At 38.8% G+C, this 13,548-nt stretch carries 13 protein-coding genes and 3 pseudogenes; 6 read left to right on the top strand and 10 right to left on the bottom strand.

All coding sequences use genetic code 11. The features are described from left to right. Positions 1-24: 24 nt before the first annotated feature. From V6D41_RS04905 to V6D41_RS04920, 4 genes are all read right to left on the bottom strand, one after another. Positions 25-1,593 carry a spore germination protein gene (locus tag V6D41_RS04905; protein ID WP_333517856.1) on the bottom strand — a complete coding sequence of 523 codons (1,569 nt, stop codon included), beginning with the start codon at positions 1,591-1,593 and terminating at the stop codon, positions 25-27. A 239-nt stretch (positions 1,594-1,832) separates the two neighbouring features. After that, positions 1,833-3,023, bottom strand: a complete 1,191-nt coding sequence (gene chrA / locus V6D41_RS04910; protein WP_333517469.1) for a chromate efflux transporter — start codon at positions 3,021-3,023, stop codon at positions 1,833-1,835. A 160-nt stretch (positions 3,024-3,183) separates the two neighbouring features. Continuing rightward, positions 3,184-3,372, bottom strand: coding sequence for a hypothetical protein (locus tag V6D41_RS04915; RefSeq protein ID WP_014113918.1), 189 nt, complete (start codon positions 3,370-3,372; stop codon positions 3,184-3,186). A gap of 22 nt (positions 3,373-3,394) precedes the next feature. Further along, positions 3,395-3,655: a hypothetical protein gene (locus tag V6D41_RS04920; RefSeq protein WP_333517470.1), complete on the bottom strand. Its 261-nt coding sequence runs from the start codon at positions 3,653-3,655 to the stop codon at positions 3,395-3,397. A gap of 128 nt (positions 3,656-3,783) precedes the next feature. Between V6D41_RS04920 and V6D41_RS04925 the strand changes: the two are divergent. The 5 genes and pseudogenes from V6D41_RS04925 to V6D41_RS04945 form a co-directional block, all read left to right on the top strand. Then, positions 3,784-3,879: pseudogene (locus V6D41_RS04925) on the top strand (SRPBCC family protein); the annotation flags it as partial. A gap of 263 nt (positions 3,880-4,142) precedes the next feature. After that, positions 4,143-4,346 (top strand): spore coat protein CotC, encoded by a 204-nt coding sequence (cotC, locus tag V6D41_RS04930; protein WP_087991446.1) that lies wholly within the window; start codon positions 4,143-4,145, stop codon positions 4,344-4,346. Positions 4,347-4,586: 240 nt separating this feature from the next. Then, positions 4,587-4,943, top strand: coding sequence for a YoqO family protein (locus V6D41_RS04935; RefSeq protein ID WP_333517471.1), 357 nt, complete (start codon positions 4,587-4,589; stop codon positions 4,941-4,943). 161 nt (positions 4,944-5,104) lie between these two features. Further along, positions 5,105-5,827: a YrpD family protein gene (locus V6D41_RS04940; protein ID WP_333517857.1), complete on the top strand. Its 723-nt coding sequence runs from the start codon at positions 5,105-5,107 to the stop codon at positions 5,825-5,827. A 119-nt stretch (positions 5,828-5,946) separates the two neighbouring features. Beyond that, positions 5,947-6,193, top strand: a pseudogene (locus V6D41_RS04945) (hypothetical protein). Positions 6,194-6,308: 115 nt separating this feature from the next. Here the strand turns inward: V6D41_RS04945 and V6D41_RS04950 are convergent. From V6D41_RS04950 to V6D41_RS04960, 3 genes are all read right to left on the bottom strand, one after another. Next, entirely contained in the window at positions 6,309-7,148 is an 840-nt protein-coding gene (locus V6D41_RS04950; protein WP_333517472.1) for a thymidylate synthase, read from the bottom strand. Between the two features lie 663 nt (positions 7,149-7,811). Further along, entirely contained in the window at positions 7,812-8,246 is a 435-nt protein-coding gene (dutA, locus tag V6D41_RS04955; RefSeq protein WP_333517473.1) for a dUTP diphosphatase DutA, read from the bottom strand. A gap of 30 nt (positions 8,247-8,276) precedes the next feature. Further along, positions 8,277-8,714 carry a DUF2691 family protein gene (locus V6D41_RS04960; protein ID WP_333517858.1) on the bottom strand — a complete coding sequence of 146 codons (438 nt, stop codon included), beginning with the start codon at positions 8,712-8,714 and terminating at the stop codon, positions 8,277-8,279. 511 nt (positions 8,715-9,225) lie between these two features. On the opposite strand from V6D41_RS04960, the gene alr reads away from it, so the two are divergent. Then, positions 9,226-10,410 carry an alanine racemase gene (gene alr, locus V6D41_RS04965; protein ID WP_333517859.1) on the top strand — a complete coding sequence of 395 codons (1,185 nt, stop codon included), beginning with the start codon at positions 9,226-9,228 and terminating at the stop codon, positions 10,408-10,410. 112 nt (positions 10,411-10,522) lie between these two features. Here the strand turns inward: alr and V6D41_RS04970 are convergent. The 3 genes and pseudogenes from V6D41_RS04970 to xylB all read right to left on the bottom strand — a co-directional run. Beyond that, positions 10,523-10,728 (bottom strand): annotated as a pseudogene (locus tag V6D41_RS04970) (MFS transporter); the annotation flags it as partial. Positions 10,729-11,086: 358 nt separating this feature from the next. Further along, positions 11,087-11,785, bottom strand: coding sequence for a glycoside hydrolase family 11 protein (locus V6D41_RS04975; protein ID WP_333517474.1), 699 nt, complete (start codon positions 11,783-11,785; stop codon positions 11,087-11,089). Positions 11,786-12,042: 257 nt separating this feature from the next. After that, entirely contained in the window at positions 12,043-13,545 is a 1,503-nt protein-coding gene (xylB, locus tag V6D41_RS04980; RefSeq protein ID WP_333517475.1) for a xylulokinase, read from the bottom strand. Between the last annotated feature and the right edge of the window lie 3 nt (positions 13,546-13,548).

Genomic DNA, 13,548 nt, shown 5'->3' on the forward strand with positions numbered 1-13,548 from the left:
ATTATCACCATCCTGTCGAAGTCGTCATTTCACCCGTTTTGCATTATCTGTATTCATGATTTTTGGTCTGCGTTTCATGACTAAGAGAGGCATTCTGATGATAAAATCTTTCCAATCTTTCACATAATAAGGGACCGCTGGGCTTGCGTATGGAAGACCAAAGCTTTTCAACTTTACGACATGGCTGCTTAACAGCAGATAATACATAATGACTCCAAATAACCCAAACACCGCCGCGCAAAACATCGCGCCAAACCGAAGCATCCGAAGTGCGATGCCTGTACTGTAATGAGGGATGGCAAATGAAGAGATTGCTGTGAGCGCAACAACAATGACCATGATAGGACTGACAATGCCCGCTTGCACAGCTGCTTCCCCGATAATTAACCCGCCAACGATGCCTATCGCAGGTCCGATGGGTTTTGGAAGACGAAGCCCCGCCTCTCGTAAAATTTCGATTGCAATTTCCATAAATAAAGCTTCAATGATTGATGGGAACGGAACACCCTGACGCGTCCCGGAAATTGAAATTGCCAGCTTGGTTGGAATTAACCCTGGATGAAAAGAAATAAATGATATATATAAAGCCGGTGCAAATAACGTGATGATTGCTGCAATGAACCTCAGTAATCTGATAACTGAACTTGGAAACCACCGTTCATAATAATCTTCAGGCGATTGAAGCACCATGCTGAAAGTGACCGGAACAAGTAAAGCAAACGGGGTGCCGTCAAGCAGAATGGCTACTCTGCCTTCCATTAATCCGCTGATGACGCGATCAGGCCGTTCTGTACTTTGTACTTGTGGAAAGGGACTGAGATAATTATCCTCGATCAGCTGTTCAACATATCCAGATTCTGGCAGATAATCGATCTCAATTCCTTTCACTCTTTTTTTTACTTCCTCGACCACTTCTGGATCTGCTATATCATACATGTAAGCGATGATTAAATCCTTTTTTAGCCTTGTCCCTACTTCAAATCTCTGAAATGTTAATTGATCATTTTTTCCTTGCTGCCTTAAAAGAGCTGTATTCGTACTCAACTCTTCTGTAAAGCCCGTGCGCGGCCCTCTGACAAGCGCTTCTGATAGCGGCTCCTCAATGCTTCGATTTTGTTTCTTTATGGTTCCCAGAAGAAAGACCTGCGGCATTCCATCGATAAGAAGCGCTGTTGAACCCATGAAAACATTCAGCACGATATCACTGATTTTTTCTGCTTCTACCACATCACAGATTGATCCGATTTGACTCTTTATATCCTGCGAATTTAAAATGCCTTTGCCGGATTGAGAAATGTCCTCTCTTACCTGATCAGGCTGATTCATGACCAGCAACGCTGATACTCCTTTATTAATCGAATCTTGATCAGACAGTCCATCAACAAAGACCAATGCTGCTTTCACATGTAAATGAGTGATTTCAAATTCCCGGATATGAACGTCTCCGTTATGTCCGATCTTTCTTTTGACTAGCTCAATGTCGCACCCAAAGTTACCGGTTAACACATCTTGGTCCTGCTTTTCAGCTTTAGATTGATCTGAGCCTTGATGCTGCTTCTGTGTTTTGTACTGATTGTTCCGCCACCTCATGATTGCACCTTCTTATTTTTCAATCCAAGTAAATACTTTATTGATTGCATATGGAATGAGGAATACAACGAATGCTTGAAACCATACTGTCCAGTCAGTAAGTGTTGATATCATATTATCCATCTGTCAATTCCTTTCTCTCTAATAGGATTATTTTTCCCATACATCTATTTTTTATGTTCCTCTTTTTTGACAATAAAAAAAGTATGATGAATGTCTCATCATACTTTAGGAAATCAAGGTTAAAGAAGGTTCAGAAGATAGCCGCCAATCACACCGGTGGCTACAACAACCCACGGAGGCAGTTTCCAATAAGCAAGCATACTGAACAATACGGCCGCAAACGCAAAATCAATTGGATTCAAAATCGCACTTGTCCAAATCGGAAAATAAAAAGCTGAAATTAATATTCCGACTACCGCTGCATTTACGCCTGCAAGAGCTCCCTTTAGGTTAGGGTTCCTCCGCAAAACATCCCAATAGGGCAACGTACCTAAAATCAACAAAAACGCCGGCAGGAAAATGGCAATGGCAGCTAACATTCCGCCTTGCCAGCCGCCCATGACTGCACCTAGATAAGCGGCAAATGTAAATAACGGTCCCGGTACAGCTTGTGCTGCACCATATCCTGCTAAAAATGCTTCTTTGCTGATCATTCCAACTGGTACAAATTCCTGTTCCAATAACGGCAATACAACATGTCCCCCGCCAAAAACCAAGGAACCCGCCCTGTAAAAGCTGTCAAACATAGAAAGCCAACGCAAATCCGCAGTTTCTCGAAGGACGGGCAGAAGAACAAGCAATCCGAAAAATAATGAAAGACACACGGTTCCGAATGTCTTAGATATAGGAAAATGAAAAGCTGATTCTTTTTTGTCGATAGACTCTTTAAACACCAGAAAACCAATCGCTGCGGAGATGACGATAATGCCAGCTTGGGTATACGCGGTTTGCCATAAAAGTGATACAATCAATGCAAACAATGCCATCGTTTTTCGTTTGACATCGGGCGTCAGTTTTTGAGCCATTCCCGCTATAGCGTGGGCAACAACTGCGACCGCTACGATCTTTAAACCATGAATCCATCCGGCTTGCTCTATATTGGTATGTTTTAATAAAAGAGCAAATATGATCAGTGCCAAAACAGAGGGCAGCGTAAAGCCGAGAAATGAAACGATACCGCCAAGTAACCCGCCACGCATAACACCAATCCCAATCCCAACTTGGCTGCTCGCCGGACCAGGCAAGAATTGGCACAAAGCAACCAAATCGGCATAGCTTTTTTCATCAAGCCATTTTCTTTTGCGAATATATTCTTCATAGAAATAGCCCAGATGAGCAATGGGACCTCCGAATGATGTAAACCCAAGTCTTGTTGAAACAGTTAAAATTTCTATCAGCGTTTTAAAGCTGTTGCTCTTATGTTCGTGCATCGCTTCCTCCCATGTTCTCAGCATTTAAAAAAAGCAGAAATACTCCACTTAAGTATAAAAAACTGAACCATATTTGCAAGCGCTTGGTTGAAATGATAACGAATCTTAACTATATGATAAAAAAAGGCTCATTTTGAGCCTTTTTTCAGTTCGGAATCAACTAAAATTCCAGTTTGAAGCTTTCTGCCTGATCTGACACTTCCACAGGTATTCCCATTATCGTTTTCGGTTTAGAAACGTAAACAAAACGCATCTCTTTCTCCAGTTGCTGAAACGTTTTTTCACTGACTACAATCCTAGCCGGCTTTCCCGGACTGTTATCAATGGCTGCTTTGATTTTTCCAAGCATAAAAAACCTCCTGTTTTAGATTCTAACTTAAAGAAATGACCATCATGAAATTGAGTACAGCTAAAACTCCTGAAAAAAAGGCGATCCCCTTGCTCCGCCTCCAGAAATACAGTACGTTGGCTAATAAAACAAAACTGATGAACCCATCAAATCCTCGCAGAACCATTTGGTTGAACCGGATTTTTTCTCCAACAATAACAATTGCAGCTGCACAAACAATCATCAGGAAAAAGACGAAAATATACACTTTCCACTCTCTCGCTGTATTTTCTTTCTCATACATGCAAAACTCCCCCTTTGACAGAAATGTTCATGAACTGACTGCAAATAAATAATGAAACGATGGCCATGATCTTATTAGTTATTATATGATTTAATTGAAAAAACATCATCTGTCAAGAGGTAAACGAAATGGATCAAAATCATGAAAATCCATTACGGGATATTACGGAAAACATTACTCTGGGGGCGCCTATTCAGAAAGTCTGGGAGGCAGTCTCCTCTTCATAAGGCCTCGTTTTCATTTCGCCCTTCGTGCAGAATAAACCTTATCAGAATCGACCAGCAGACTGACTCAGAATGTAAGAAAAAGAGTGATTCAGAAACATAGAAGATAAACTAATATAAGATAAATGATGCGGTCGATGAAAAATCGGATTTTTCTGAGTGATTTTGGACAGCCCTTTTTTCCTTCTATGATTGTAACTGTCCAAGCCGCACAATCAATTCGCCATATCATAAAGCGTATGAACAATAAAGGAGGAGTATATATGGGTTATTACAAAAAATATAAAGAAGAGTATTATACGGTCAAAAAAACGTATTATAAGAAATATTATGAATATGATAAAAAATACTACGATCACCGTGATAAAAAAGATTACGACTGTGATTATGACAAAAAATATTATGACCACGACAAAAAAGACTATGATTATGTTGTAGAGTATAAAAAGCATAAGAAACATTACTAAATTCCATTAACATCTCCTCATTTTCACTTTTTCCCCGGTTGAATACCGGGTTTTTTTGTTTGACTTGCTGTGGTTTAATTTGAAGTTTTCCTTAATGACGATGTCTAAATTTATATTGAATTTTTAGTACATAGTTTAATTAGTTTATATTAGTGTGTATTTGTTGCTGCTTCCAAGTATTGCAGGTGCAAAGAAACTTTTGTAAACTCTTTGAGGACCATACATAAAAGGAGAGGTTCTTTGTCTAAAAACATAGTATTTTATCTCATTTTACTTTGTCTATTTATATCTTTTGCAATGAAAAGCTTTGAGGTGATAAGAACGATTGCCAATGTTAGCTGCTTTGTTTTCGTATTGCTGTATGTTAAAGACGAAATGAAAACATACTCACGTAAAGCGTTAACAACTCTAAGTATTTGTTTTCTTTTTTTAGTCGGTATCTGTGTTTTTATCATTTTGCAAGGACAGACATTTATGAAACATCACCTCTTTTTCAAAGCCTGGGAAACGATAGCTGGCATTCTTTTGATTATCGTTTCTTTAAGCATTTGTACTTTTATTTTGAGGAAGATTTCAAATCGTTTAAAACGATTGTGAACTGGTCCTTTCATTATCATAATGTTAAAAGTGTCGGAATGGAGGAGCAGTTTCTCTCCTTAAACAATCCCAATATGAAATATTTTGTCGATTTATATCCACAAATCCAGTTCCAAAATAAGGTATAATAAATGACGAAACCATTATCAAAAGGGGGAATTGTGTTGAAAAAAGTATTGATTGCAGGTGCAATAGGAACAGCAGTTCTTTTCGGAACACTTTCATCGGGTATTCCTGGCTTGCCCGCGGCAGACACTCAGGTCGCAAAAGCAGCTTCCCAGCTGCCTAAAGGAATCGGCGGCCGCGCCTATCTGAACAGTACTGGCGCCGTTTTCACAGCTAAAATCAAGCTTCCTGACACCGTAAAAAATGATGACTCAGTCTCTACTCCGTATATTTATTCAGGATTTAGCGCAAAAAGCGGAACTGAGGCAGATCTCGGGCTTCAGTACAGCAAACAATACAACGTCTGGAAACCTCTCATGAAGGTCGGATCCAAAAATGATGAAACGTACATCGAAGGAAAAGACAAATTCACATATACCAAAGGTTTTCGTCCTGGAAGCACTGTCCAAATGACAATCTATAAAAATTTGAACGGCAATACACGCATGACCCTTTGGGGAACGAACAATGACGGGTATACAGGCCGGATTATCACAGAAATCCAAGGAACCAATATCGGCACAATCTCAAAATGGAAAACTCTTGCTACCGCGGCTGTTTCGTATGAAAGTCAGCGTTCTGCCATCAAAGCAACCTTTTCGACAGCCTTTAACAACATTACAATCGACAATAAAGCCGTCACTCCTGTGGTAGATACGCAGGATTTTGCAAATGTTTCTGTTTCAGGAAATAACGTTTCAATTTCTGTTAATAAATAAACGAAACAGCAAAAGGCCGCCGGCATTGCCAGGCGGTTTTATTAGGACAATTACACAAAAAACGGCATGCTGTTCATAGCTCGGATTATATTAGAAATAATCATCAGAATCTACAGCTTATGTGTTTGCTTATATCATTTAAATATAGGGTGGAAAATTGGTATGAAATACAAAACAGGTCCTTTTGGAATGCTTTTGGTTATTATAGCTCTTCTAATATCAATATATTTTATGTTTAATACAAAAGCGTAGATACCTGCTGGATATGATCTAGCTATTCATGGAATTGTGATATCAAGAACTTTAATGATCGCTTTTACTTTGTATCTAGTTTCAAAATTAGGATATTTTCTTCTAAATAAATAAGATTAACTTTACTTTTTTATATGAGTCTTTGGCATATATGGTTTTATCTTTTAGCTCAATTTACAAGATGTCTTAATAAAATTAAGATTGCCTATTAATCAATAATGAGGCAGCATTAAACCGCTACCTCAAATGAAAGCTTGTCCCCATGTTTATAGTTGATTAACTTGAAATCATCTATGGTAAAGTCATAAAAATCTTTAACTTCAGGATTGATCCATAATTCAGGTGCTTCAAACTGTTCTCTTTTCATTTGAATTTTCAAATTGTCTATATGACGTGTGTACACATGGCAATCGCCAATATTAAAGATATATTCACCAAGCTCATAACCAGTCACTTGAGCAATCATGCGCTGTAAAACATTATACTGAAATACATTGAAGGGATTCCCCAGCGCCATGTCATTGCTCCTCGCTCTTACCTCGAGGTGGAGCTTCCCTTGTTTAACGTACCACTGTGTCTCATATACACATGGTGTTAAGGCCATTGAGTCTAATTCATCCGGATTCCATAGCATTGTAATGTGTCTCCGTGAAGATGGGTTGTTCTTCAATTGCTGAAGAAGATAATCGACCTGATCCACTTTTTCTCCATTTAGATTTCTGTTTTTCTTCCCCAGTTGAAATCCATAAGCATGTCCGATGGTGCCGTCTTCTTGTTTCCACTGATCCCAAATAGATACGCCCATTTTGTTTAATTCAGTAACATCGTTAGATTTAAGCTGCCAAATCCAGAGCAGCTCTTTAATGGCCGTTTTCCAGGCCACCTTTTTGGTCGTTAATATAGGTATTTCTGAGTTGTCGAATCTCATCTGCTTACTGATTACACTAAGTGTGTGAGCCGGTGTTCCATCAGAGTCCCATTTGGTTCTTACATTAAATTCTTCGTCTGAGATTCCATTATTCATTATATCCTTTATAATTAAATTGTATTGTTTATCGAATTGAGTCATGACTTTCATATCCTTCTTTCATTTTCAGTTACTTGGCATAATTTATTACGAAAACAATATTAACGCAAATACTAAGCACGTGCAGATGAAATGAATTCTTATTCCAATCACTGTGTATTTAAAGAGGAGTCAGCCCCTCTTTTACACTGTATTTCTCCATAACATAGTTTGTCACGTAGCTTATAGTTACCGCCAGTTTGATACATACACCGTTTAATTTGGTTTAAATCAGTGTCATTACTATTTTTCCTTTATACTTTAATATCTTTCATAAAAGTATTCTTTTATAGAGATGCTTATCTTCATCGACATCTCTATCCTAAATATGGTAAAATCGATAGAATGTTAAAACTGTAAGAAAGGGAGCATTGATATGTATATGAGTACTATAATTTTAGCATCCATGCTTTTATGGGGTGCAGTTATTCAAGAACTAAGTAAACCTTCAAAAAAGCAAAGCATTCGAAAAATTGTTTCTTTAACATCTTTAGGTTCTTTATCAACTTTAGTTATTACGATTTCACTTTTTCAAAACTTCCCGTTTTAAAATTTTTTTATAATTAAATCCTTCATATTAAATTATTCATTTTTGAATACGATAAGATATACCTTGGCTAACCTCCATGATTATCCTCCTTCAGATAATCAGCCAAGGTTATTGTTTTACTTCGTCCCAGTTGAACCATGCCCGCCTCTATCTTCATTTCCGAGGTGTTTAACCTCAACCAATTCAACTGCCGGCATTTTCTTCATCATTCTAAACTGGCAGATCCGATCTCCTTTTTTAATTTTTGTATCACGCAATGCATAAGCAGGAAAGAACCAAAAATCGCTGTCACCCTTGTACGATTCATCGATAACACCCATTGAATTTGTTTGAATAACACCAAAGTTCTTATATGTACTTGAACGGGGAACGACATGTGCTTCGTAACCCTCAGGCAATTCCATAGCTACACCTAACGGGACAAGTTTAAATTCATCTTTTTTAATTGCTACATCTTCAGCAGCTCTGAGATCAATCCAATCTCCTTGCTCAATTTTACTGATTCTCGTTTGGGTTTCATCTAGATATTTAATTTTTATTTGCATTGTCATATGTATTAGCTCCTTTAAAAATATTAACTATCATACTGTAAGGCCTGTTCTTGTGTCATTTTCATCAGTTATAAATTGAACGTCTTCAAAATTATTCTTTAATGCATTGAAGTAAAGTTTTTCAATGGCATTTTTGTTTTTACAGTAAATTGAGACATAGCTATTATCTGCTATCAAAAGGACAAGTTCGCAATCACTGCCAACAAACTTTTCGTATGTCTGGACTTGATTAACCGTTTTTCCAAGTGGAAATGCTTGCAGTTCAACGAAAATGGTATAGTACTGATTTGTTTTTAATCGATTCGCTAAGTTAGTCCCTTCAACAATCGCGTAATCATTAAAGAGCTCCTCATCATCGAGCTCTCCATCTCCAACAAAATAGGATTCCCCACTCGTTTGCCACATATAATTAGCTATTTCTAACGGCTGCAGTATTCTCCATAAATAATCCCCATATTCATTCGGTATTTAAAAATGAACTCCCCTTTTCATGTATATCCCTCACTTAAACGATTTTCTGAATATGAATTTAATTATATACTCTGATGTTAGGTTAATGGAACAAGGAATTGACTGCCGTTTCACCGATCTTCTTTTGCAAATTATCAGATCTTCTCATTTAAAGTCGCATCCAATGTTCAGTAACAATACGCGTCCTCCAAGATAAGTTAGCCCGGATAAGTACCTTCATATAAGTGTCCTGCTTGTTTTTCCAGAGTACGTCTATCCGGGGAGATTTCCGTTTGATGGAATTTTTCCGGAAGCCAGAATTGTTTCACGTTTGGGTTATAGAACATTGAAAGAAAATATTTATGTACAACTTCGGCATCGATGATCACCTTCTCGTATACCATGGATTTACTGTTGAATGATTTCAAATGAAGTTGAATAAAATAAGATTGAACACATCCAGCAATTAACATTTATTTTTGCGGTAAAATGCGTTTTTTACTATTCCATAAGAAGGAAGGAAGCGATGATGACAAAGCTTTGCCGAGAAGTTTGGATCGAAGTCGATCTTGATGCCATAAAAAAAAATTTACGAGCGATTCGCCGTCATATTCCAAATAAGAGCAAAATTATGGCTGTCGTAAAAGCGAACGGTTATGGTCATGGGTCTGTAGAAGTGGCGCGCCATGCCCTGGAACACGGGGCGAGTGAGCTCGCTGTTGCCAGCGTAGAGGAAGGAATCGTTTTACGAAAAGCGGGAATTACAGCACCTATCCTTGTGCTTGGTTTTACATCCCTTAGTTGTGTGAAAAAATCAGCGGCTTGGAATATTGAGTTAACAGCATTTCAGGTTGATTGGATTCAAAAAGCGAACAAGATATTGGAAAACGAAGAGAGTACTGACCGATTGGGTATTCATATTAATGTAGATACCGGTATGGGCCGATTAGGGTTACGCACAAAAGAAGAACTTTTAGCAGTAGTGAAAGCATTAACAGCAAGTAAATTCCTAAGATGGGCAGGTATCTATACCCATTTTTCAACAGCTGATGAACCAGACACCACATTAACCAAGCTGCAGCACGATAAATTTATCAGTTTTCTCAGCTTTTTAAAAAATCAAGGCATTGAATTGCCCACCGTACATATGAACAATACGGCTGCGGCAATCGCTTTTCCTGAATATAGCGCTGATATGATTCGTTTAGGCATCGGCATGTACGGCTTATATCCTTCAGACTATATCAAACAACTAAACCTCGTTAAGCTTGAACCTGCATTAAGTTTAAAGGCGCGCATCGCTTATGTGAAAACCATGCGGACAAAACCCCGAACCGTTAGCTATGGTGCTACATACATCGCAGAACCCGATGAAGTCATCGCTACACTCCCGGTCGGATATGCTGACGGTTATTCTCGTGAACTTTCCAATCGCGGAATTGTTCTTCATCGCGGAAGACGAGTGCGAGTGGCGGGGAGAGTGACAATGGATATGATCATGGTTAGTTTAGGTGAGGACGGTGAAGGTAAACAAGGAGAGGAAGTCGTGATTTACGGTCAGCAAAAAGGAGCTGAGATCACCGTTGATGAAGTTGCTGACATGCTTAATACGATTAACTACGAAGTGGTGTCAACATTAAGCCGCCGCATCCCTCGTTTTTATATAAGAGATGGCGAGATTATCAAGGTATCAACTCCAGTAATGTACGTGTAGGATTTTACGTGCGTTTTTTGCAAATACTTAATGCTGACCAAGATTCCTCTACCGGGGGATTTTACTTTTCCGAAACCAATCTCCTATAAACTGAGAGATATAATGCGCCAAATTAATGATTGATATACCTTAAGAACTGATTTTTCATGGTATTTTTATCGTGTCGAGAACGAAAATGCTCTTTGCTTTCTTTACATGTACGCCCCTTTGTTTCCGGCATGAATTTGTACACAAAACCAATCACAAAGTTTAATATCCAAAGGAAAAAACACTTAACCCAGAACCAAGTTCTCTTAATCTTTGAGGGAATGTTTCCGCTCTGTAAAAGACCGCACTCCTTGTGTGATCTCTTCCCTAGTTGTGTATTTTTTCTGCTTTGCACGCTTATCTTCTTGAATTTGTTTAAGACACACAGCGTCTCATTGATCAAAAGGGATTAGTAGATGTTTTATAATACTTAATATTTTTTATCTGTTTTAGTAACTCATTATAGATAGAGTCAATCGTGCTTTTTAAGCTTGTTGAATGATATAGAAACAGATAGTATAGATCATAAAAAACACCCCTTACATTAACGTGAGGGGCTTATTTGTGTGTAAACATATTTCCGATTTCATCGTGAACCAAAAGTTTGGACGGATACCAAATCAGGTTTTGAATCACAAAACGAAAAGGATTATCTGCTTTTCCCTCCAATAGTCAGTACATTTGTAGTTACATTGGCACTGCCATTACTTTGATATCCCTCTACCGTAAGCGCAGTTTCATACATCTTACCCATTGGCATTCCTAAGCTTTCCCACTTCTTGAAGTGTTCGCTGACAGATACAGTTCCGCTCGTTCGTTTTGTCTGCCGGACACTCCAATACTGTTTAAATGTTGCGTTACCTATGATAGAGGGTTGGTTGATTCGAATCGTTTCATAAATGTCATATGTGCCCCCATCAACAGTAATAGTACCCTTTGGCGTTCCCGTCGGCCTATAGGTGCCCCAATTATCGACGATATAATATTCAACGAGCGGGTCCTTCGTCCATCCATACACACACAGATAGGAATTTCCGCCTGGATTGAAGGTTGCGTTATAATGAATTGATATGTTTCCAAGTTGTGAGTGAGTCTTGGTTGAATCGAATTTCTTGCCTTTTCGGAATAACGCATTCCCAACGTTATTCCAATGGGCACTAAACGCGCCGCCGCTATTGAGCGTCATACTGGTGTTCCCATGATCCTTCCACAATTCATAATCATAGCCATCTTGGGTGCCGGTTTGATTTGAAGTGATTGTAGTTGCCGCCTGTGCGGACCAGGCAGGTAATGTCAGGGCCAGACTAAATAAAGCTGCCAACAAAAACCTCATTCTTTTTTGTTTCATTTGGTAACCCTCCTGTTTGATTAATTTGTATTTAGGTCTTACCGTGATGATTTGTTTTTCTCACCACCTTCCAAAACAAGGAAACAAAATACATAGTAGTTATATTGTCGTTCCTGCTATCCCCCTAAAAAGTTTCATTTAGAATGTAATCGCTTTATGTTTTTTGATGGGAAATAGAATTGCAATATTTATTTTTTCACCAAACAATTTCATTAATTGTTCTTCCGTTGATCACCTGACATTTCGTCCCGCACTTTTCATTCGGCTTTTCGAAAGCTCTTCAAAGCCGAATTGAGATCCTTTGTGTGAGTGTAAATTTTCTTATACAAATCAAATAGTGTTTTATACTTTTGAACATTTTGTTCCTTTGGATAAAATACAGCAGCCTCACGAATGAACTGCTCTGCACCTTCTGCAAGGGATTCAAACCACCTACTCCCAAAGGCAGCTAGCATAGCGGCCCCCATGGCTGGACCTTGTTCATTTTCTAATTGAATCACCCTCGCATTGAAAATATCTGCCTGCATTTGAAGCCACGTTTCATTTTTAGCTCCCCCACCGATAGAAACAACAGTATGAACTGATTTACCCGATTCGCGAAATAGCTCAATTGATTCACGTAAAGAGAAGGTGATGCCTTCCATTACTGCCCTCAAAAAATGCTCTCTTTTGTGAGCTCCATCCATTCCGATCAAGCTTCCCCGAATAGAAGAATCCGCATGCGGCGTTCTTTCGCCAACCAAATAAGGAGTGTATAATAGTCCATTTGCCCCTATCGGAATAGATTCCACCCCCTGCAGTAATTGCTCAAACGATTCGTTTGGTGCAAACGTTCTTTTAAACCAGTCCAAACTGTATCCTGCAGCAAGCGTGACCCCCATCGTATAAAAAGAATCCTTTTTTCCATGATTAAAAAAATGCACTTTCCCTTTAAAATCTCTTTCATTGCCTTCTTCGCAGGAAAGTATGACCCCTGATGTCCCAATACTGCATAGTGTTTTTTCGGAAGAGAGAATACCGGCTCCGATAGCACCACAAGCGTTATCTGCTCCCCCAGCGTACACTTTTGTTTTTTCCGATAGTCCTGTCTCCGCCGCAACGTTGGGAAGCAACGATCCTACAAGTTCATGAGATTCAACAAGCGGAGGACAAATAGCTGCAGAAATACCAAATTGATTGCAAATATCATCACTCCACTCCTTGTGAGTAATATGTAAAAGTAAAGTTCCTGCTGCATCGGAGTATTCGGTGTGAATCGCACCAGTCATACGGAATCTCACATAGTCCTTCGGAAGCAAAAAAACAGCTGTTTTTTTAAAAAGTTCAGGTTCATGTTCCTTCACCCATAACATTTTTGGTAATGTAAACCCTTCTAGAACACGGTTTTTTGTGATGTCAAGCAGATGATCGCCAAATTCCTCGGTCATCCTGTTACATTGAGGCGTCGTTCTGGTATCATTCCAAAGAATGGCACGACGTAACACCTGTTTGTCTTGGTCAAGCAGTACTAACCCATGCATTTGTCCTGAATAGCTTATTCCGTCAATATCCTTGGCTTGAACGTTAGATATAGAAACCAATTCAGCCAATGCATCAATTGTTTGCTGCACCCAGTCTTCAGGATTTTGCTCACTATATCCCGCCTTCTCTTGGATGAGCGGATATTCTTTGGATGTTTCTGCACAAACCTTGCCGTTTTGATTAACTAAAATGGTTTTAACAGCACTCGTTCCAAGATCTATTCCAATGACATACTTCATATT

This window comes from Bacillus sp. 0102A, from assembly GCF_036765155.1.
GTDB lineage: Bacteria > Bacillota > Bacilli > Bacillales > Bacillaceae > Bacillus > Bacillus subtilis_G.